Here is a 20,285-nt window from a genome sequence, read left to right as displayed (position 1 = left end):
GAAGACAATGAGCAATCAAAAACCGCGCGGCCGCTATTTCGACGATTTCGAAGTGGGCCAAGAGTTCGAAAGCCCGGCGCGTACCGTCACGCAGGCCGACATCATCAATTTTGCCTGTCTGTCCGGCGATTTCAACGAGGTCCACACCAATTTCGAATACTGCAAGACGACGCAGTTCGGCGAGTCGATCGCGCACGGTCCGCTGGTCTACGCGATCATGGGCGGCTTGCAATACGCGAGTGGTATCAACGACGGCACGCTGCTGGCGTTGTTGCAAATCGACAAGTGGCGTTTGCTCGACGCCGTCAAGCACGGCGACACCATTCGCTTGCGCTCCAAGGTCGTCGATAAAAAGGAAAGCAGCAAGCCGGATCGTGGCGTCGTCACTTTCAAACGTGAGTGCGTGCGTCACGATGGCAAGGTGGTTCAGGAGATGCAGGCCACGCTGCTCTATCGCCGTAGGCCGGCGTAGGCGTCCATCATCGATAAGGCGTTCCATGCGTCTGTAAACGCAACTCAGGGATTTGTTGATGACCTCTTTTCAGAACAACGCTGAGTTCGATCTCAGCGAGGATCAGGTGCGGATGCGTGACAGCGTGTTGCACCTGCTTCGCGAGACCTTACCCGCGACTAAAGTAGCCGAGTTGGATGATGCGAGCGAATTTCCGTTCGATGCCTATGCGGCGCTCGCCAAAGCCGGCTGGCTCGGATTGCCGCATGACGAGGCTTATGGCGGCGCCAATGGCAGCTACATGGATCTGGCTGTTCTGATCGAAGCGATTGCCTAACACAACGCCCAGATGGCCTCCGCCTATCTAACCACGGTTGTCTATGGCGGAATGCAGCTCAGGTTCGGCGCCAGTGAGAGCCTGAAGGCCGCGTTGCTGCCGAAATTGATTTCAGGAGATTTGCGGCTCGCCTTCTGTTTGACGGAACCGGACACCGGCTCCGATGCAAGCGCCATTCGAACGCGTGCCGTTGCCGACGGTGATGACTATGTGATCGATGGTCAGAAGGTTTACATCACGTGCGCACACGTCGCGGACCACCTCGTGGTCGCAACCAAGACCGCGCCCGACCAACGGCACCGTGGCATCACGAGTTTTCTCGTCGATGCCAAGGCAAAAGGGGTGACCATTCGCCCGCTGCGTGGCCTCGGCCGAAAGATGATCCATACCAATGAGGTGTTCTTCGATCAGGTGACAGTGCCGGCGGCGCGCATTCTCGGCGGATTGAATAACGGCTGGCAGAACATCATGCGCGGCCTCAACGTCGAGCGGCTCTGCCTCTCGGCGGCGGCCAGCGGTAACTCGCACCGTATTATCGACACGGCGCTGGAATTTGCGCGGCAGCGCGTCCAGTTCGGCAAGCCGATCACCGAATATCAGGCGATCAGTCACAAGCTCGCCGACATGCGTATCGGCGCCGAGATTTCTCGTGTGATGACGTATCGGCTGGCGTCGCTGATGGACAAGGGCATCGCTCCCGGTACGGCCGCGGCAATCACCAAGATCTATGCGACCGAGGGCAATTCACGCTGTGCCGATATGGGTATTCAGGTGATGGGCGGCGCTGGCCTGATGATGAGTTCGGAGATGCAGATGTATTTCCGCGATTCGCGAATCGGCATCATCGGCGGCGGCACCAGCGAAATTCTTCGCAACGTTATTGCCAAATCAATGATCTGAAAGGGGGAGGAGGGTCATGGGAACTGTATCGCGTCGTTCGTTTGTGATCGGAGCCGGAGCTGTTGGGCTGGGCCTCGGAAAGGCACGCGAGTACTTGTTGTTGTCGAAGCGCACCAGGCAGGTCTTCGAGACCGATGCCGTTACCGCATGGAAGCCGTCGAAGCGGCCGGCATAGGGAACGAGTTTGGGGCGTTCGGCTTCGAACACTTCCCAGATCGTCTGATCGACCAGCTCCGGATGGCGATGAGCCTTGGCGTAAGCGATGCACTTGTCGAGCAGCCAGGCGTTTAACTCGTCGAGGTTTTTGAACCGCAGCCGGGGCGTGAAGAAGCGTTCCCTGACCAGCCCGACCTGGTTCTCGACCTGCCCCTTCTCCCAGCCCGACGCTGGCGTGCAGGCGACCGGATCGACCAGATAGTGGCTGCACATCTGCAGGAGGCGGCGATTGTAGAGACGCCCTTTACCGACGAAGATCGTCTCTACGGCGGTCTTCATGTTGTCGTAGATGCCGCGGGTGCAGGTGCCTTTGAACAGGGCGAACGCCCGGTCGTGGGCGTCGAACACCATCTCCTGCGTCTCCCGCGGATAGGCCCGCACGAACAGCATGCGGCTGTGACAGAGCCGGACATGGACGGCCTTCACCATCACCGTGGTGCCGCTCAGCAGGACGACCTCGTGGCTCCAGTCGAACTGGTAGGCTTCGCCTGGGGCAAAGCTTAGCGGGAGATAAGCGGCCGCCGTCGATTGCCCGCGTTCTTTGCTCCACCGCCTGGCGTAACGCCGCACCGCATCGTAACCGCCGTCGTAGCCGCGGCCGCGCAGCTCTTCGAAGATCCGGATCAACGTCAGCTGTTCACGAGCCGATTTAGCCGCGTTCGCCGCGAGCAATCCGTCAAGCCCATCGTCCGAGCTTTGGCCGCGGCTGCACCTGCCGCTCGTACTCGAAGGAGGTCTCTCCCGACCTCAGAACCTTCGGGACCGTGTTCCGTGACACCTTCAGGTCACGGGCGATCTCCTTGATCGTCTTGCCCTTGATGAAGTGCTCGCGCCGAATCCGCGCAATCGTCTCCACGACCAGCATCCTCCACCACCTGCTTTGTTACGAAGCAGGCAGCGCAACAGACCAACCTGTAGGGGGTCAATTTTTGGGCTCTGACTCACTTTTGATGCAGTTTGAGGGACGACTGGCGCTTTGATAGGAGGAGAATCGCGCCATGCAGCAGGCACTCCACCGCTCCAGTTTGGTGCCGCGTGGATTTGTTGTAGAGAGTGCTTACTACGAGGGTGATAAGGCCATTGTTGTGGTTGGGGCGTCCGGAAGCGTCGGCCTGTGTCCATCTTGCGGAACGGTTTCCCGACGTGTCCATAGCCGCTATCGACGCCGCGTGACCGATCTGCCGCTCTCGGGGCGGATCGTCCAGCTCTTGGTAATCGCCCGCCGCTTTCGCTGTGACGCGGTTCTATGCGGGCGCCAAATCTTCACCGAACGCTTCGCTGAAGGCGTACTGGCGCCATCGGCGCGACGTACGGCAAGGCTGGACTCCATCGTCCATCACCTCGGCCTGGCGCTTGGCGGTCGACCGGCAGCAGGCTTTGCAAAGCGGCTGATGCTGCCGGTGAGCAAAGATACGCTTCTTCGGGTAGTTCGGCGCCGTAGCCGTCCTCCAACTGACCCGCTCAAGGTTATCGGCATTGATGATTGGGCCTGGCGGCGCAATCACCGATACGCCAGCATCATCTGCAACCTGGAAAGGCGCCGGGTGGTCACCCTGCTGCCGGATCGTGAACCGGCAACTGCCCAAGCGTGGCTCTCTGCTCATCCCACGATCGCAATCGTCGCCCGTGATCGTGGCGGCGGATATGGCGAAGCGGCAGCCAAGGCTCTACCGCATGCAGTACAGGTCGCCGATCGTTGGCATCTGATGGAGAACGCCAGTCGGGCTTTCCTCGACGCCGTACGCAAATCGATGCGCCAGATACGCACCGTCATCGGCGCCACCACAATCAACCCCAAGCTGCTCACGGCCGCCGAACGCCTTCAGTATGAGGGCTATCTGCGCCGCGAGGAGACTAACGCGGCCATCTTAGCATTGTCGAAGAACGGCATACCTATCAAGCAGATTGTGCGTCAGACCGGCCACAGCAGGAAGCTGGTACGACAGGTGGTCCGCGGCGAACGTCACGACGTCTTCCGAACCCGGCAAAGTTCGTTGGATCTGCACTTGCCTTGGCTGGACGAGCAGTGGGCGTCCGGCTGCCGCAATGGAGCTGAACTGTGGCGCCGCTTAACAGGGCGTGGCTTCCGAGGCTCGCTCCGCGTCATCAGCGAGTGGGCCACCCGCAGACGACGAGCGGAGAGGGCCGACACACAAAACTTGCAGAGGATCCCGTCGGCCAGGACGATCGCGCGCCTCATGACAATCGGGCGGGACTCCCTCACGAAAGCGGAGACCGTCACGGTCGTGGCGATCGAAGCGGGCGTGCCAACCTTGGTCGAGGCACGCGAGATCATTGCCGAATTCCACATGATGATCCGCCGCAAGATCGAGGTGGGTCTCATGACGTGGATCGAGCGCGCCCGCGCTAGTCTCGTCGCCTCGTTCGCCAGCGGCGTCGCCAGGGACGAAGCGGCAGTCCGAGCAGCAATCACTTTGCCCTGGTCTAACGGCCAGACTGAAGGTCAGATCACGCGCCTCAAGCTCGTCAAACGCCAGATGTACGGCCGCGGCAAGATCGATCTGCTTCAAGCGAGACTAATCGGCGCAGAATAATCGGAGCTGCACCAAAATTGCGTCAGAGCGCATTGCCTCATCCAGAATGTTACTGGACAACTTCTCGCCGATGATTGGGTCGGTGCCATCGAATTGGTTCGGTGGCGTCTATGGCGGGAAAGATCAGCATGGGCGCGCGGCGCGAGGTGGTATCGGCGGTAACGGAGCGCTACCGGTCGGCCAAACGAGCGGAGAAGGGGCGGATTCTCGACGAGCTGTGCGCGACGACGGGCTGGCATCGCAAGCATGCGGTGCGCGCGCTCCGGCGACGCGAGACGGTTGGACCGGGCGAGGTCGAGGCAAAAAGAAAGCGAAGACGCAGATATGGCGCGACGATCAAGGACGCGCTGACGGCGCTGTGGGAGGCGTCGGATCGGGTGTGCGGCAAGCGGCTCAAGGTGATGATCCCGACCTTGCTACCTGCCCTTGAGCAACATGGCCGATTGCAGCTTAGCCAGTCGGACCGTGATCGTGTCCTGGCTATCAGCGCCGCCACCATCGATCGCCTGCTCGTCGATGTGAAGATCGCGGCGAGCGGCGGCAGGCGGCGCCGTGCCGGATTCTATTCGGCAATCCGGCGCGAGGTCCCCATCCGCACGTTCAATGACTGGAACAGCCCGGTGCCCGGCTTCTGCGAGGTCGACATGGTCGCCCATGGCGGCACGTCGGTGGCTGGCTCGTTCATCCAGACCTTGACCATGGTCGATGTTGCCACCGGCTGGACGGAGTGCCTGCCATTGCTGACGCGGGAAGGTTCGCTGGTCGTCGAGGCGATCAACCGCGCACAGAGCCTGTTCCCCTGGCTGTTGCGCGGCGTGGACTTCGACAACGACAGCGCCTTCATGAACGATGTCGTCGTGCCATGGTGTCGCGAACAGAAACTCGAAGTCACACGCTCGCGCGCGTACAAGAAGAACGATCAAGCGTTCGTCGAGCAGAAGAATGGTGCTGTCGTCCGCCGCCTCATGGGCTATGGCCGCTTCGATGGCGTCGAGACGGCGCGTATGATGGGCCGCCTCTACGCGGCGGCACGGCTCTACGTCAACTTCTTCCAGCCGTCGTTCAAGCTGAAGGAGAAGCGTCGCGAAGGGGCTAAAGTGATCAAGCGCTATCATCTCCCATCGACGCCCTATGAGCGTGCCTTGGCGCATCCCAAGGTGACCGCGGCCGTGAAGAAACGGCTGCGCGATCAGTATCGCTCGCTCGATCCGGTCGCGCTGTTGGCGGAGATTCGCGCAACCCAAGAGGAACTAGGCAATCGCGTCGATCGTCGTGCCGGACAGGCGCGCGGCCTGCAACCCGCTCACACTAGCACCCTGCCAGCGACCGCGGCGTCGTTCGCGAAGACGCTCGGCAAGACCGCGACGGTCGGCGAGCCGCGTGCCACGCACCGGCGAACTCGTCGGCCCTATAAGACCAGAGTTCGCATGCCGTCCAAGCTCGATCCGCATATTGCTGCGATTGAAGCCTGGCTCGCAGAGCAGCCGCAGCTGACGGCGCTCGCAATTGTCGGTCGGCTGCGCGAGAAATATCCCGAGGAGTTCGGAAAGAGACAGCATTCGATTGTGCAACGTCTGCTGAGGGCGCTCAGACGGAGGGCTGCCGAACGGTTGGTCGCCCAGGGCCCGCTCGACGACGCCACGACCGCTGCCCCATTGCCCGGGGTTGTGGACGGCTCGGGCTATGAAGGGCCCGACCCGCCCACAGCCCCTCTCGTCGAGCAAGCCGGAAAGCCCATTTGGCGCGGTCAATCAATCGACATCGGATCGCCATCGGCAATGGCACCATCAGGGTAACATTCGTAGATGCGGCAATACGGGGGGTCAATATTGCAGACGATGTCGTAATTGCGGTCGGCGCCCGCGGCTCAAAAGGTCCGCTATCTTCAAGCCTTCCCGCAATCTCACGAATCGGAGGGGGCCATGAAGCAATATGTTGGGCTGGATGTCTCGCAAAAAGAAACATCAGTATGTGTAGTCGACGAAGTGGGTCAGATCTTGTTCGAAGGAAAGGCAAAGTCCGACCCCGGGGCGCTCGCGGCATTGCTTCGCAAGCGGGCGCCACAAGCGGAGCGCATCGGATTTGAGACCGGGGCGATGGCGAGCTGGCTATGGCATGAACTTCGTAGGGTCGATCTCCCAGTGGTTTGCATCGACGCGCGGCATGCCCACGCGGCTTTGTCCGTACGCATGAACAAGAGCGATCAGAATGATGCTCGAGGTCTGGCCGAACTGGTGCGGGTTGGTTGGTATCGAGAAGTCAAGGTCAAGAGCAAGGAAAGTCAGAAGATCCGCGCGATACTCGTCGCGAGATCCCGGCTTGTGTCCATGCGCCGAGACATCGAGAACCAGGTCCGGAGCTTGATCAAAGAATACGGCTTGCTGTTCCCGCGCGCAATCGGCCAGCAGTTCCGCAACCTGGTCAGCGAGCTATTGGGCGATAATCATCCACTCCTTAGCGTGATCTCGCCGCTCCTGTTGATCCATGAGCATATCTGTCATCAGCAGAACAAGTTCGACGACGAAGTTCGCCAGTTGGCGAAGGCGGACGAGACGACGCGCCGCCTAATGACCGTTCCCGGTGTCGGCGTGGTGACCGCCTTGACTTTCCGCCATACAATCGATGACCCATTGCGCTTCCGATCGGCGTTGACAGTCGGTGCCTACCTCGGCCTTACACCTCGGCGCAACCAATCTGGCGAAACTGACATCAACGGCAAGATATCTCGATGGGGCGACCGGCTTCTCCGAACCTACTTGTTTGAGGCCGCCACCGTACTTCTCTATCGGACAAAGAAGTGGTCTTCCCTTAAGGCCTGGGGCATGAAGCTCGCCAAGCGGATCGGCATGAGGAAGGCAAAGGTCGCCGTCGCCCGAAAGATCGCAGTCATCCTTCACTGCATCTGGGTCGATGGCACATCCTTCGACTGGGGGCAGCCGCAGCCAGTCTGATATTTGCTCGCAAGTTCCTGGTCCGGTCTGCCGGACTGGCGATGTCCCGCTGGGACGGTGTTGAGGCGACCTCGTTCATTCGGCTGGTGGCGGCTCGACCGTACTCCGCTGCAAACGTTGAGGCGTCCGACCCGGACATCATCATGAGGCGCTGCGCGACCTCGGAAAGGACCGTGACCCCAGTGAAGACATAACCAGCCAGGGCGATCCAATGCTTGGCCGGCAAAGTACGCATCAGCCGCGCTCGCGCCGTCTCCGCAACCCTGACCAGCTCCGACAGCGCGAGCGCTACCGTCGTGCCGTCGGAAAGTTCAAAAGGTGATTGACAACAATCCGCAATTAAAGGGCCGAATGACATGCCTCGCAAGGGACTTCTGGTCGATGCCGCCTGGATGGAACGACATGGATATTCCACCAGCCTGCGCAGCCAATACGTATCGGCCGGCTGGCTGGTTCAGCCGGCGCGGGGAACCTTCAAGCGTCCGCTCGGCGAACTCTCCTGGCAGGGCGTCGTCGTGTCACTCCAGCGGCTGCTCGGCTCCGACCTCGTCGTCGGCGGACGTACCGCCATCGAAGCGCAAGGCTTCAGTCACTACCTGAGCCAAACCGGTCCTTCGACCGTACATCTATACGGAACGCTGCCTGCTCCCGGCTGGCTCGGCAAACTTCCGCTCAAACAGAAATTCCGTGTTCACCGCACGCAAAGTCTATTCAAAACGCACGGGAGCACGCCCGGATCAAAGTCGGGGACGACACGGGAAATACCGGGACCATCCGACTGGCCTCTCATGGTATCGACTCCCGAACGTGCGTTCCTCGAACTGCTCGACGAATTGCCCCGCCACGAAAGCTTCCACCAAGTCGATGCATTGGCGGAAGGATTGAGGAGCCTAAGTCCCCGGCGGCTGCAAACGCTTCTGAACGACTGCAAAAGCATCAAGGTCAAACGACTGTTCTTCTGGTTCGCAGAGCGACATCAACACGCCTGGCTCAAACAGATCGACACGTCGAAAGTCAATCTCGGCACGGGAAAGCGCATGCTCGTCAAGGGCGGCAAACTCGACACCAAATACCTCATAACCATCCCAGACGACCTCAATGCCCCTGTCTGAAAAGTACCGGCATCAAGTGGTCTTGTTGATCGAGACGATCCCGTTCGTCGCGTCGGAGCCCGATTTTGCGCTCAAGGGCGGCACCGCCATCAATCTCTTCCACCGCGATATGCCACGCTTATCAGTCGATATCGACCTGACCTATCTGCCGGTGGCTCCGCGCCCCGAATCTCTTGCTGCGATCGATGCGGCGATGAAGCGCATGGCAGCGGCCATCAGGAAAGGATTGCCGGGCTCACGGGTGACGGAAGTCGTCAACGCCCGTGAAAAGATCGTCACCAAGCTTACCGTCCAGAAAGGTGATGCGCAGATCAAGATTGAGGTCACGCCGGTGATCAGGGGCAGCGTCTTCGAGCCAGAGCTGCGCGACGTCTCGCCGAGCGTCGAAGAAACGTTCGGCTTCGTACAGATGAAAGTCGTTCGTTCGCCGATCTATACGCCGGCAAGCTCGTCGCGGCGCTCGACCGGCAGCATCCGCGTGACCTCTTCGATGTCCGCGATCTGCTCGCCAACGAAGGCATCACAGACGATCTCCGCAAGGCGTTCATCGTCTACCTCATCAGCCATGACAGGCCGATTTCCGAGGTCGTGGTTCCTCGTCGCAAGGACATCCAGCACGAATTCACGCACGGCTTCGAGGGCATGACCGCCGACGAAGTAACCTTGGACGAGTTGCTCGAAGCTCGGGAGACGCTAATCGCCGAAATCGCCGGAAAAATGCCACAAGCGCACAAGGATTTCCTCATGAGATTCAAGCGCGGCGAGCCGGATTGGAGCCTGCTGGGCGTCCCTGGCGCGGCGGACCTGCCGGCGGTGCGCTGGAAGCAGATCAATCTGGACAAACTTCCTTCCGCGCAACGGGCGAAGCTCGTCGCGCAACTCGAGGAAGTCTTGCGCAATGCCTGAGGTCGGACGAGGGGATCTCCGTCGAGCGCGCGCGGGCCGACTTGTTCAGACGACATCTCCAGGGAGTGCGCCAGCTTGCGGGCTTTAGCTCAGCCGCCTATCCCTAGCCTGACCTCGACTGTCTCGTTGCCTGCATAAATTTTCTGAATCGTTGGCGCGGATCGATTCATTTATTTAATTGGACGCTCGATTCGGTAATTGCGATTCTGGCGCATGTCCGAACTCACCGTGCAATATCTCGTGCTCGAGCGTCGCGATCCGGCCCGTAACATGGCGCGGTTCTATGTGCTCACGATCGAGCCGACGCTCTTTGGCGATACCGCATTGGTGCGTGAATGGGGCCGTCTCGGTGGGCGCGGTCGACGGCGGCTCGATCTATTCGATGGTCAGGTGCAGGCCGTCGAGGCTCTTGAGTCCTGGCTCAGGCGCAAAACCCGCCGTGGTTACGTCCAGCGGCACTTTCCGTGCCTGGAGCCAGCATGCGACACGCTGCAAGCTGCCCGATCTGGACAAAATGCTAGTGCAAGTATATCAAAGTAATCCTAAGTCCTCTGCGGCCACATTCCAAGAGTTGCAAAAGTATTCCATAATCAATATTATGCGAATCACGGATGTAGACGCTCATTAGAAAGGTCACCATCCTCCCCATTAGCACTACTTTGGCAGAATGTGTTTTCGCCAGTGTTTTTCAAGGATAGGATGAGATCGACGATGGCGTGACGTATGGCGGGCTGGTTGGTTGAGGCGGAGGACCGTTGATTCTTTTTTTCCGCTCCGCGTGTGCGAGGCGACAATGTTGCAGGAAGGCGTAGGCAATCATTGTCATCAGCGCGTGGCGATGAAGACCCTGCCAAGATCGCCCTTCGAAGTGATCAAGTCCAAGCTCCTCCTTCAACTGCTGATGGGCCTGCTCACAAATCCATCTTGCCTTTGATGGTGGCGGCCAGTGTGCGCATATCCGTCGCCGCAGGAAGATTGGCAAGATAGTATTTCTTCTCCCCTGAGGCACGTTGCTCGCCAATGAGCCAGGCTTCGTCGCCCGGGAGATGCTGCTGACCCTTATCCCAAATCCGCTGAGGAGGGCCGTCGGCGGCGCGGACACGGAGAGCTGCAAATCGAGCTCGTTCCGCTGCGCCAACTCACGGTTTTCCATTTGGCGCTGGCCAGCATTTGTTCTGCCGCAATCGATAAGATATCGGGTACGTGGTGCTTTCGTGGTTTCCCGCGGACTTTGGTAAGCGGCCAAATGAGCTTCACATCGACCGGATACACTTTCAGGTGCCGGGGGATACCGACAGCCCACGCGAGCCCGCGCTCTGTTAGCCCTTGTCGAAACGGTGCGCTGAGCCCGTATCCTGCATCCGCCAGCACACATCCAAAGCGCACGTTGGCTGCCATCGCGCGGTCAATCTCGGCCAAAGCAATCTCCTGGCGTTCGGTGTTCGACTGGCACGCGAGCGCGTTTCAAACGAGACACGTCGTTTGTCCAACTGTCAGGCAGAAACAGACGTAACGCGACCATCACTGGCACTTCGCCGCGCGCAAGCGTCAAAGACACCAGCGTTTGGCAATTTGCCGTTTTGCCGAGAGCCGACGCGTATTGAGCAGCAACACCAACCGAGCGTTCACCCTTCTTCGGCAGTGAGGTGTCATCAATAACCCGCACCGCATCCCTGCCGCCGACAAGTCGGTCCGCCTGATTGAGCAGCTCTGTCTCCAGCGGCGTCGCCTCCCAGACACCTCCGCAATGAAATGGTGCAACTAATCGTAGTTGCCCGTGGCAAGGCGCTCTGCCATTGGCTGAACGCTCTTGCGATCGCCAGGACCAATCAATCCCGCGACATACAGAGGACACATCCGCTGCCGGGTCTTATGACCCAGCCGGTCCAAGAAACGGCATCAGCCAGCGTTCGAGTTCGTCTTCCCATCCCGCCATGGTCAGCCCTTCAAGAGCTGACCACCCATGATCATTGAAAAATCGATTCGGGAATCCTATAAAACGCGACAAAATCAACATTCTGCCAAAGTAGTGCTAGAGATGTCACGATCGGACTTGTCTAAGGCATGGGCCTGGGGGTTTTGAGTGATGACGGTGCTGTCGATGAGCCGGGCTGAGATCGACCGGGTGCATGTGTTGCGGGATGTTGTGGCGGAACGGATACATTGCGAGAGGCAGCGCAACTGCTTCGGCTCACATCGCGGCAGGCACTCCGGCTGACGCTTGCTGCAGAGAAGCGGGCGGAGCGGCATGGCTTGCATTTCGGCGTTGAGACGGTGCGGCGCTGGATGCTGGTGGACGGGATTTAGAAGGACCGCCGGCAGCGGTTGAAGCCGGTGCACCAGCCGCGGCATCGCCGCGATTGCGTTGGCGAGTTGGTCCAGATCGACGGCTCCGAACACTGGTGGTTTGAGAACCGCGGCCCGCAATGCACCCTGCTCGTCTTCATCGACGACGCCACCAGCCGATTGATGCATCTGCAATTTGTCGAGACGGAGTCGACCTTTGACTACTTACGGCGACGACCGCCTATCTGAAGCGCTACGGCAGCCCATTGCGTTCTACTCAGACAAGCACGCAACGTTCCGGGTCAACAAGGTCGGCGCCACCGGCGGCGACGGGATGACGCAGTTCGGCCGCGCGCTGCACGAGCTCAACATCGATATCATTTGTGCCAATGTCCCACAGGCCAAGGGGCGCGTGGAACGAGCCAACGGCACACTGCAGGACCGCCTGGTCAAGGAGATGCGGCTGGCCGGAATCTCGACCATCGAGGCCGGCAACGCGTTCCTGCCGGCGTTCATGGCGGACTATAATCGCCGTTTTGCCAAGGAGCCGTTCAACGACAAGGATCTTCACCGGCCCTTGGCTGCGCACGACAACATCGACGATGCCTTTGCCTGGAAGGAACTCCGGCGGCGGCGAATGCCAACGTGTGGAGCTGGAAGCTCGCCTGGCGCGGCAGTTCTCCCAGACCGTCTCGATTACCTTCCACTGGCGCGGCACCACTTCCAGCGTCCGCGTGACGTCTTCCCCGAGCTTGCGCAGACGGTTGCTGCCGCAGCATCACAAGCTGTCGGCGGATCAATCACCACCCGTTCCCGTGGCAGATGCTCAGGGAAGGTCTGACGCTCGGGGCGCTTACGTGTAAATCCGCGCACCGTCGTCATCTTGGCCACGGCCCGCTCGGCCGCAAGCTCGTCCTCGGTGGCGTTTGCTTCCAGCTCTTCGAACGTCAGCGCCAACTGCTCGATCAGGCGCGAAGAACGCTCCGCCCGTTGCCCATAGATCTGATGCTTTAGCTTGGCGATCTGCAGCTTCTGCTGTGCGATCAGCGCCTCGTCTTCCGACGCTTTCGCACGAGCGACAGCGAGCTCGGCAGCTACTTCCAAACCCCTCGCGCGCTCGGCTGCCAGCGCCGCCTTCGGGGCGGTAACGTCGCCCGGAGCAGCGTCGCGATCGGCATCCATGCGACGCAGTGAATCACAGATTGGACGCGCTAGGACTCTTGAGGGTTCTGTGAGGTCGCCGGGCAAAGGCCAGCCGCGCGCTCTGTCGTAGCCTGCGACCTCATAGAAGCCGGATTGAACGAAGCCGCGGAGTTGTGGGCGCTATGGGGATAGTGCAGCCAGTGCGGCTGCCGAGAAGGCGCGCCTGTGGTCGCCGCGCGTCGGCGAGTCAGTGATCGGATGTGAGGGGCCCGATTGATCGGGCCAAGGGCGCGAGCAAGGGGCTCTGCAAAGCGCAAGTGCATCAAACGACTGGTCGCATCATCGATGAAGACGAGCAGGGTGCAATGTGGGCCGCGATCCTCGAACCACCAGTGTTCAGAGCCGTCGATCTGAATCAACTCGCCCACACAGTCGCGACGATGCCGTGGTGCGTGTTCCAGCCGATCGTGATCACCGATTCCAGGCGATCGTGATCGCTATTTCCAGCGATCGCGATCAGGGGCAATCAGGAGGCGCGCACCGCTGACAGTCTGCAACCCGGGTAGCTTGGGTCTTTTGCCTAACCGCAGAGGATCGAGATGCCGACCGAGAGACTGTCCATGCGCCACATTCGCGAAGTTCTACGCCTGCACTACAGCGTCGGCATGTCGCAACGCGCCGTTGCCCGCAGCCTCGGCCTGGCCCAGGGCACGGTCAGCAAATACGTGAACCAAGCCCGCCGCGCTGACCTGACCTGGCCGTTGCCGCCGGAGCTCGATGACGACGTCCGGCTCGAGAATCGCCTGTTTCCGCCGCCGTCCGATCGGCCCAGCGACGAGCGTCCGCATCCGGACTGGGCGCTTGTGCATCGCGAGCTGCGGCGCCCGAACGTCACGCTGATGCTCTTGTGAGAGGAGTATTGCGACGCAAACTCCGACAGCTTCAGCTATGCGTGGTTGCGAACGCTACAGGGAATGGGCCGGCCGTCTCAAGCCAACCCTGCGCCAGGTTCATGTCGCCGGCGAGAAGCTGTTCGTCGACTATTCCGGCCACACCATGGAGGTGGTTGACGGGCTCACCGGTGAGGTGCGCAGCGCGCAGATCTTCGTCGCCGTGCTCGGCGCCTCGAACTACACCTACGCCGAGGCCAGTCTCAGCCAGGGCCTGCCGGGCTGGATCGCCTCGCACGTTCGGGTATTTGCCTATTTCGGCGGCGTGGCCCGGCAGACGGTGAGCGACAATCTCAAGGCCGGCGTCACCCGGGCCTGCTTTCACGAGCCGATGGTCAACCGGACCTATGCCGATCTCGCCCGCCATTACCGCACCGCTATCGTACCGGCACGGCCGTATCGGCGGCGCGACAAAGCCAAGGTCGAAGTCGGGGTCCAAATCGTCGGGCGATGGATTCTGGCGCGCCTGCGCAACCGCCGCTTCTTCTCGCTTGCCGCCCTCAACGAGGCGATCCACGCGCTGCTCGTCGATCTCAACAATCGACCGCTCCGGAGCTGGGGACGAAGCCGGCGCGACCTGTTCGAAGAGCTCGATCGCCCGGCGCTTACCCCCTTGCCAGATGAACCGTACGAGTATGCCGAGTGGAAGCGCTGCCGGGTCAACCTCGATTATCACGTTGAGATCGCCAAACATTACTACAGCGTCCCTCACAGCCTCGTACATCAGGAGGTCGAGGCTCGGATCACCCAAAAGACCGTCGAGATATTCCTCCATGGCAAGCGCGTGGCCTCGCATCTGCGCAGCACCTTACCGCATCGCCCGACCACGATTTCCGAGCATATGCCGAGCTCGCATCGCCGCTATCGCGACTGGACCCATGAGCGTATTCGTTCCGAAGCCGCCAAGGTCGGCCCCGACGCCGACACCCTGATCGATGTCATCCTGCGGTCGCGGCCGCATCCGGAACAGGGCTTCCGCTCGGCTATCGGCATTCTCGGGCTGGTCAAGCGCTACGGCCAGGAACGCGTCGACGCCGCCTGCGCCCGGGCCCTCCTGCTCAACGCCCGTTCGTACAAATCGGTCGCCGCCATCCTCAAGAACGGCACCGACAGAACCGCGCCTCCCGCCGAGGAGGCGCCCATCCTCTTCCACGCCAACATCCGTGGCCGCAGTTACTACAATTGATCAGGAGAGATCAGCATGCTTATTCATCCCACCGTCGATCGCTTGCGCTCCCTCGGCCTCGCCGCCATGGCCGATACCCTCGCCGAACTGCAGAACAACCCAGAGGCGGCCGGGATGCCGCACGCCCATTGGCTCGGCCTCCTCGTCGATCGCGAGGTCACCGCCCGCGACAACCGCCGCCTCACGCGCCGCTTGACCAGTGCCAAGCTCCGTCAAGTCGCCGCCATCGAGAACGTCGACTATCGCACCGCTCGCGGCCTTGACCGTTCGCTCTTCCAAACCCTCGCCACCTGCCAATGGGTCCGTGAGGCCAACCACCTGGTCATCGTCGGCCCAACCGGCACCGGCAAGTCCTGGCTTGCCTGTGCGCTCGGCAACAAGGCCTGCCGCGACGGCTTCTCCGTCCTTTACAAGCGAACATCCCGCCTGTTCGCCGATCTCGCCCAGGCGCGCGGCGAAGGCCGTCTGGCGCGCCTGATCGCCGCCCTGGAACGCGTCAATCTCCTCATCCTTGATGACTGGGGACCCGAACCGCTCACCGCCGACCAGCACCGCGATCTGCTCGAGATTGTCGATGATCGCTACGACAAGGGATCCTTGTTGATCACAAGTCAGGTCCCCGTGTCGCAATGGCACGACGTCATTGCCGAGCCGATGACTTCATGATGCCTCCTTCTTCGAATGCTTGGTGCGTCGTACCCGATTGCGCAGCTGACTGATTTGTTCGTCTGAGAGCTCGATCTGCCATGGCTGACCTTTGACTAACTGACGACCTACCAGCAATCCGCGCGCAAGATAATCGAACACTGTTTGCGGGGTTAATCCAAGCTCAGCCGCTGCCCCCTGAATCGAGAAGCTGCCGTCGGGCCAGCGCATGGGATTCTGGTCCACGCAGTTGATCTTGACGGTGGGGATGCCCCAGCGGGTGCGCAACAGCCAGACGTTATCGCCTTTGAAGGCGCAGCCTCGGGCCGCGACGAAGCCTTCTTGATTGAGTATTATCGCGATCTCGGCGTCCATTTTGTGTTCAGCATTCAACTCGACGATCCGCTGCCGCAACCCATCAATGTCGATGTAATTGCGGTAGGTGTGAACGCGCCGTTGCACGTGATGCTCGCTGGTTGCGCCGGTCTGCCAGACGATTTTGAGCCACACCTGACCTCGGATCCGCTTCTGATCAAGAACGACTTCGCGGATGACAAATCGCAGAATGCGCTTGCGATCGGCTGCCGACGTGGTGGCCGCGTTCCAAATCTGCGGCAGGTTCTCGCCGAGTGCTTGTAGCCCTGCGCGTTCCACCGGGCCAATCAGAAGCGGCTCTTGCCCACGCCAACGCGCATGTTCCTGCTCGACCGCCTCGACGGCACGCAGCTTCTCTTCCCAAGCCCGCTCAAGTGAGCGCGCCACGAGACGGTTCTCGGGCTCTACGGCGTCATACTGACGTCGAGCGCGCTCGGCCTCGTAGCGGGCGCGCTCTACGCGAAGCGCCCATTGGCGCTCGAGCTGGCGGCTGTCCTGCTCCAGTTGGCTCGCCGCCGCGAGTGCGATCTCAATCTGATCCGGCACCAGGGCGTCGAGGACCACCCGCTGGACCAAGGCGTCAACCGCTAAGGCCCGGACTTCCTGGCACAGTGCACTGCCTTCCTGATCCCGATCCGACCGGCAGCAATAGACCGGATAGTCGGCATTCAGGCCAGTGTAGCGCATGCTCATGCGCCGTCCGCAACGGCCGCAGATCGCAATTCCTTGTAACAGGGCTGCCCCCTTGCGCGGCACGCCAGCGTGTCCTGCCTCAAAATGCGCGACGTTATCTGCCAGTCGCCGCTGGTTGGCCATGAACTCCTCCCAGTTGATATAACCCGGGTGAGCAGCGCGGAGGCAAACCGCCGAGTCGGCGATCGCCACCTTGACCGTTCCCGTCAGCGATCCCGGCTGGCATCGGCTCGGATCCTTTTGCCGGCGGCCATAAACATACCCCCCAGCATAAGCTGGATTTTGAAGGATACTAAGGACGCGTGCACTATCTGGCATACGCCAGACGGTCTCGTGTGGAGCTGGTCCAAGCAGCGGCCGAACCGGCAACGACAATCCGTTCCGGTCCAAGTACCGCATCACACGGCGGGCGCTTTGCAGTTCCTGGAATTTGGCAAAAACGAGATGAAGGCGGGCCTGCACCTCCTCATCAGGATTGAGAATAATCGTTCCGGCGCGATCATAGGCGAGCCCGGCTGGCAGGGGCAGCCGCAGTTCGCCCCGCGCCGCCTTCTGGCGTTCCCCTTGGTGAAGGCGCATCCGAAGCTGATGCAACTCCGCCTCGCTCATTATGCCGGACAAGCCCAACAGCAGGCGGTCGTGGTAGGCGCGCGGATCGTAAAGCCGCTCGCCACCCGCAATGAGCACACCAAACACCGAGCACAGTTCGAGCAACTGATGCCAGTCCCGGTTGTTGCGGGCCAAGCGAGAAGCGTCGAGGCTCACCACAAGACCGGCGTTGCCAAGACCGATCTCGGCAAAGAGCTTCTGGAAGCCATGACGATCCACACCGCCAGCACCGGATTTGCCCAGATCCTCGTCAATGACCTGGACGCGCTCCGGCGGCCAGCCCAGACCGATGGCGCGATCGACGAGGCGGTACTGCAGCTCCGTGCTCTCCTGATGCTGGCGCACCTGGTTCACGGATGACTGCCGCACGTAGACATAGGCCAACTTCGCTCTGTGCGCAGTCGTGAGCCGCTCGTCAGCGACGTTTAAGTTGATCAGCACGACCCAGTTCCCTTCCGGGCGTGCCGGGAGCCGCTTGCATCCGCCGCAGCAGCGTGGCGAGGATTTGAGCGATCTGGGTTTGCGTCGCGGTCGACAGATTCGGCCACAGGGGAGGAATATCGTCCGTCGGACGGCCGGGTGGATTTGCCAACGTCGGCATGGGTCGATACGCAACGCGACCTGGAAGCGGTGGGTGGGTCATCGCGAATCACCTTCTCGTCAAGAAGGCTCAGACTCGCGCTCAAATGTTGCATCAATGGGATCAGCGTACGTGCGCTGATGCGCGGCAGATCGGCGGCGTTCGGGCCAGAATCTATCGTCTCGGCAAGATCCGTCGACGCGATGCGAACCGCCCGCGGCCGGCCGTCCGGCAGCGCGACAACGACATAGGCGGGACCGCGCCCCGACCGCTCCTTCAGCACCTCAAGCCGGTGCCCGAACAGAAAATGATGCGGGTCAGTGATCGTGACGTGAGACACGACCCGCTCGAGAATAGGGGTACTCTGACGTGTTCGGTGAGCCCACCGTCGCCGACGCCATCCTCGACCGCATCATCCACAATGCCCACCGCATCGCCCTTGAAGGCGACAGCATGCGAAGGAAAAAAGCCACGCGCCCCTTGACCGACGCTGAAAACAGCGAAACGAATACCAATTGACTCAACAACCAGGCAACCAAAAACCAGCGCCGCCACGCTGTCCGCGATTTAGCGAAACTACTGTCCGGCAGTTAGCGAAACCACTGTCCCGTTTTTGCGAAATGCGCAAGGTTTTTGAACCGCAGCCGCGGCGTGAAGAAGCGTTCTCGCACCAGCCCGACCTGGTTCTCGACCTGCCCCTTCTCCCAGCCCGACGCTGGCGTGCAGGCGACCGGATCGACCAGATAGTGGCTGCACATCTGCAGGAAGCGGCGATTCTAGAGACGCCCTTTACCGACGAAGATCGTCTCCACGGCGGTCTTCATGTTGTCATAGATGCCGCGGGTGCAGGTGCCTTTGAACAGGGCGAACGCCCGGTCGTGGGCGTCGAACACCATCTCCTGCGTCTCGCGCGGATAGGCCCGCACGAACAGCATGCGGCTGTGACAGAGCCGGACATGAGCAGCCTTCACCATCACCGTGGTGCCGCTCAGCAGGACGACCTCGTGGCTCCAGTCGAACCGGTAGGCTTCGCCTGGTGCAAAGCTCAGCGGCACATAAGCCGACGCTGTCGAGGTGCCGCGTTCCTTGCTCCACCGTCGGGCGTATCGACGAACCGCATCATAGCCGCCGGCATAACCCAGGCCGCGGAGCTCCTCGAATAGCTGGATCAGCGTCAGCCGTTCCCGCGCCGCCTTGCTCTCATTCCTTGCCAGTAACCGATCAAGCTCGGCACTCCAGGCATCCATCTTCGGGAGCGGCTGCGTCTCGCTCGTAGCGGAACTCCGTCGCTTGAGAACGAATGACCTTGCGAACCACCTTCCGCGATACGCCAAGTTCTCGGCAGATCGCCTTGATGGGACGACCATCAACAAAGTAGGCGCGAATAGGAAGGTCGCTGCCGAACCGCGCCGCCGTATGATAGCGGGTCTGCGCCGTTATCGCCGTCCCCTTCTGTTGGTGGTGCTGCCCATTGCTGCCGCACTCGGCGGACTGGCGTTTTACCTGCACGGCGGACGTTATGTCGGCACCGACGATGCCTATGTCGGCGCCCAGAAGGTGCTGATTACACCCGACATCTCCGGCAAGATCATCAAGGTGCTGGTTAAGGAAGGCCAGACCGTGAAGCAGGGTGACGAGCTGTTCGAGATCGACGCCGTGCCGTTTCGCCTCGCAGTAGACGAGGCTAAGGCGCAGCTCGCTCAGGCGAAGACGAACTACGACAATCTGGTCGAGAACGTGAAGATCTATGGCCAGATGCTTGATCTTGCCCAGCAGGGCGTCGACCTGAAACAGCGGGATGTCGAACGCAAACAGCAACTGGTCAAAAGCAATTTCGGGTCCCAGCTCGACCTCGACAATGCGGCCAATGCGATGGTGACCGCGAGCGCACAGGTGCAGTTCATCAAGCAGCAGCTCTCCAATGCCAGGACGCAATTGCTTGGTAACCCCGAACTGCCACTAGAGCAGTTTCCGCCCTATGCCCAGGCTAAGGCGAAGCTGGAGGATGCCGAGCGCAACCTCGATCACACGGTCCTGCGCGCGCCGATGGATGGCGTCGCGACCCAGGTCGAGCAGATTCAGCTCGGCCGCTATGTCACCGCCGGCACGCCCGTCTTCTCCATCATCGATGTCGCGCACCCCTGGGTCGATGCCAATCCGAAGGAGAGCGACCTCACCCACGTCACCGAAGGGCAGTCCGTCACGCTCGAGGTCGACGCCTTCCCGAACCACGTGTTCAAGGGCACGATCGGCTCGCTCTCGCCAGGCACCGGCGCGCAATTCGCGATCCTCCCGCCGCAGAACGCCACCGGCAATTTCGTTAAGGTGGTGCAGCGCGTTCCGGTGCGGATCTATTTCGACGAGCACGACAAATACGTCGCCAAGCTGAA

General features: G+C 61.0%; 13 protein-coding genes and 8 pseudogenes. 14 read left to right on the top strand and 7 right to left on the bottom strand.

Annotated elements, in window-relative coordinates:
- Positions 1 to 7: 7 nt before the first annotated feature.
- The 3 genes from AC3WLX_RS34315 to AC3WLX_RS34305 are packed head-to-tail and all read left to right on the top strand — an operon-like array spanning position 8 to position 1,688.
- Positions 8 to 472, top strand: a complete 465-nt coding sequence (locus tag AC3WLX_RS34315) for a MaoC/PaaZ C-terminal domain-containing protein (protein ID WP_024343108.1) — start codon at positions 8 to 10, stop codon at positions 470 to 472.
- A 58-nt stretch (positions 473 to 530) separates the two neighbouring features.
- Positions 531 to 788 (top strand): acyl-CoA dehydrogenase family protein, encoded by a 258-nt coding sequence (locus tag AC3WLX_RS34310; protein ID WP_210163730.1) that lies wholly within the window; start codon positions 531 to 533, stop codon positions 786 to 788.
- Positions 789 to 800: 12 nt separating this feature from the next.
- On the top strand, positions 801 to 1,688 hold the full coding sequence (locus AC3WLX_RS34305) for an acyl-CoA dehydrogenase family protein (protein ID WP_210163731.1): 888 nt from the start codon (positions 801 to 803) through the stop codon (positions 1,686 to 1,688).
- Positions 1,689 to 1,769: 81 nt separating this feature from the next.
- Here AC3WLX_RS34305 and istA (AC3WLX_RS34300) read toward each other — a convergent pair.
- A pseudogene (gene istA / locus AC3WLX_RS34300) lies at positions 1,770 to 2,769 on the bottom strand (IS21 family transposase); the annotation flags it as partial.
- Between the two features lie 133 nt (positions 2,770 to 2,902).
- Between istA (AC3WLX_RS34300) and AC3WLX_RS34295 the strand changes: the two are divergent.
- The 6 genes and pseudogenes from AC3WLX_RS34295 to AC3WLX_RS34270 all read left to right on the top strand — a co-directional run bounded on the left by AC3WLX_RS34295 (position 2,903) and on the right by AC3WLX_RS34270 (position 9,968).
- The gene (locus tag AC3WLX_RS34295) at positions 2,903 to 4,459 is read left to right on the top strand and encodes an ISL3 family transposase (protein ID WP_024343510.1); all 1,557 of its coding nucleotides are present in this window, start codon (positions 2,903 to 2,905) and stop codon (positions 4,457 to 4,459) included.
- Positions 4,460 to 4,569: 110 nt separating this feature from the next.
- Positions 4,570 to 6,255 carry an integrase catalytic domain-containing protein gene (locus AC3WLX_RS34290; protein WP_028139145.1) on the top strand — a complete coding sequence of 562 codons (1,686 nt, stop codon included), beginning with the start codon at positions 4,570 to 4,572 and terminating at the stop codon, positions 6,253 to 6,255.
- A gap of 126 nt (positions 6,256 to 6,381) precedes the next feature.
- A complete protein-coding gene (locus AC3WLX_RS34285) occupies positions 6,382 to 7,410 on the top strand; it encodes an IS110 family RNA-guided transposase (RefSeq protein WP_024343425.1) in 1,029 nt (342 codons plus the stop codon).
- A 356-nt stretch (positions 7,411 to 7,766) separates the two neighbouring features.
- Positions 7,767 to 8,522 (top strand): type IV toxin-antitoxin system AbiEi family antitoxin, encoded by a 756-nt coding sequence (locus AC3WLX_RS34280; RefSeq protein WP_024343426.1) that lies wholly within the window; start codon positions 7,767 to 7,769, stop codon positions 8,520 to 8,522.
- Positions 8,509 to 9,428: pseudogene (locus AC3WLX_RS34275) on the top strand (nucleotidyl transferase AbiEii/AbiGii toxin family protein). Before AC3WLX_RS34280 ends, AC3WLX_RS34275 begins: the two are co-directional and overlap by 14 nt.
- Before the next feature lie 213 nt (positions 9,429 to 9,641).
- Complete coding sequence (locus AC3WLX_RS34270; protein ID WP_024343427.1) at positions 9,642 to 9,968, top strand: WGR domain-containing protein; 327 nt, start codon at positions 9,642 to 9,644, stop codon at positions 9,966 to 9,968.
- Positions 9,969 to 10,188: 220 nt separating this feature from the next.
- Here the strand turns inward: AC3WLX_RS34270 and AC3WLX_RS34265 are convergent.
- Positions 10,189 to 11,364, bottom strand: a pseudogene (locus AC3WLX_RS34265) (IS701 family transposase); the annotation flags it as partial.
- A gap of 150 nt (positions 11,365 to 11,514) precedes the next feature.
- Here AC3WLX_RS34265 and AC3WLX_RS34260 point away from each other — a divergent pair.
- Positions 11,515 to 12,342 (top strand): annotated as a pseudogene (locus AC3WLX_RS34260) (ISNCY family transposase); the annotation flags it as partial.
- Between the two features lie 3 nt (positions 12,343 to 12,345).
- On the opposite strand, the pseudogene AC3WLX_RS34255 reads toward AC3WLX_RS34260, so the two are convergent.
- Positions 12,346 to 12,896, bottom strand: a pseudogene (locus AC3WLX_RS34255) (IS66 family transposase); the annotation flags it as partial.
- A 266-nt stretch (positions 12,897 to 13,162) separates the two neighbouring features.
- Positions 13,163 to 13,312 (bottom strand): annotated as a pseudogene (locus AC3WLX_RS34250) (ISNCY family transposase); the annotation flags it as partial.
- A 144-nt stretch (positions 13,313 to 13,456) separates the two neighbouring features.
- Here AC3WLX_RS34250 and istA (AC3WLX_RS34245) point away from each other — a divergent pair.
- Both istA (AC3WLX_RS34245) and istB read left to right on the top strand, forming a co-directional pair.
- Positions 13,457 to 14,993 (top strand): annotated as a pseudogene (istA, locus tag AC3WLX_RS34245) (IS21 family transposase).
- Positions 14,994 to 15,008: 15 nt separating this feature from the next.
- Entirely contained in the window at positions 15,009 to 15,659 is a 651-nt protein-coding gene (gene istB, locus AC3WLX_RS34240) for an IS21-like element helper ATPase IstB (RefSeq protein WP_080655024.1), read from the top strand.
- Here the strand turns inward: istB and AC3WLX_RS34235 are convergent.
- Together AC3WLX_RS34235 and AC3WLX_RS34230 are read right to left on the bottom strand one after the other, a co-directional pair.
- Complete coding sequence (locus AC3WLX_RS34235) at positions 15,654 to 17,756, bottom strand: recombinase family protein (RefSeq protein WP_049820501.1); 2,103 nt, start codon at positions 17,754 to 17,756, stop codon at positions 15,654 to 15,656. The two genes, istB and AC3WLX_RS34235, sit on opposite strands and share 6 nt — an antisense overlap.
- The gene (locus AC3WLX_RS34230; protein WP_196232451.1) at positions 17,750 to 18,235 is read right to left on the bottom strand and encodes a hypothetical protein; all 486 of its coding nucleotides are present in this window, start codon (positions 18,233 to 18,235) and stop codon (positions 17,750 to 17,752) included. The genes AC3WLX_RS34235 and AC3WLX_RS34230 overlap by 7 nt, the downstream gene beginning before the upstream one ends.
- 29 nt (positions 18,236 to 18,264) lie before the next feature.
- On the opposite strand from AC3WLX_RS34230, the gene AC3WLX_RS34225 reads away from it, so the two are divergent.
- The gene (locus AC3WLX_RS34225; protein WP_024343431.1) at positions 18,265 to 18,414 is read left to right on the top strand and encodes an ATP-binding protein; all 150 of its coding nucleotides are present in this window, start codon (positions 18,265 to 18,267) and stop codon (positions 18,412 to 18,414) included.
- A 110-nt stretch (positions 18,415 to 18,524) separates the two neighbouring features.
- On the opposite strand, the pseudogene istA (AC3WLX_RS34220) reads toward AC3WLX_RS34225, so the two are convergent.
- Positions 18,525 to 19,281 (bottom strand): annotated as a pseudogene (istA, locus tag AC3WLX_RS34220) (IS21 family transposase); the annotation flags it as partial.
- Here istA (AC3WLX_RS34220) and AC3WLX_RS34215 point away from each other — a divergent pair.
- Positions 19,261 to 20,285, top strand: a 1,025-nt coding sequence (locus AC3WLX_RS34215) for an HlyD family secretion protein (protein ID WP_492339201.1), incomplete at its 3' end; no start/stop codon positions are given. The pseudogene istA (AC3WLX_RS34220) and the gene AC3WLX_RS34215 sit on opposite strands and share 21 nt — an antisense overlap.

The organism is Bradyrhizobium sp. FW305-F6 (genome assembly GCF_058782905.1).
Note: the sequence above shows the minus strand (reverse complement) of the source record. Positions and strands in the feature narration are given on the sequence as shown.

Coding starts and splice junctions, on each gene's coding strand:
- AC3WLX_RS34280 (WP_024343426.1), top strand. CDS start 7,767: ATGCCTCGCAAGGGACTTCTGGTCGATGCCGCCTGGATGGAACGACAT.
- AC3WLX_RS34270 (WP_024343427.1), top strand. CDS start 9,642: ATGTCCGAACTCACCGTGCAATATCTCGTGCTCGAGCGTCGCGATCCG.
- AC3WLX_RS34315 (WP_024343108.1), top strand. CDS start 8: ATGAGCAATCAAAAACCGCGCGGCCGCTATTTCGACGATTTCGAAGTG.
- istB (WP_080655024.1), top strand. CDS start 15,009: ATGCTTATTCATCCCACCGTCGATCGCTTGCGCTCCCTCGGCCTCGCC.
- AC3WLX_RS34290 (WP_028139145.1), top strand. CDS start 4,570: ATGGCGGGAAAGATCAGCATGGGCGCGCGGCGCGAGGTGGTATCGGCG.
- AC3WLX_RS34295 (WP_024343510.1), top strand. CDS start 2,903: ATGCAGCAGGCACTCCACCGCTCCAGTTTGGTGCCGCGTGGATTTGTT.
- AC3WLX_RS34305 (WP_210163731.1), top strand. CDS start 801: ATGGCCTCCGCCTATCTAACCACGGTTGTCTATGGCGGAATGCAGCTC.
- AC3WLX_RS34285 (WP_024343425.1), top strand. CDS start 6,382: ATGAAGCAATATGTTGGGCTGGATGTCTCGCAAAAAGAAACATCAGTA.
- AC3WLX_RS34310 (WP_210163730.1), top strand. CDS start 531: ATGACCTCTTTTCAGAACAACGCTGAGTTCGATCTCAGCGAGGATCAG.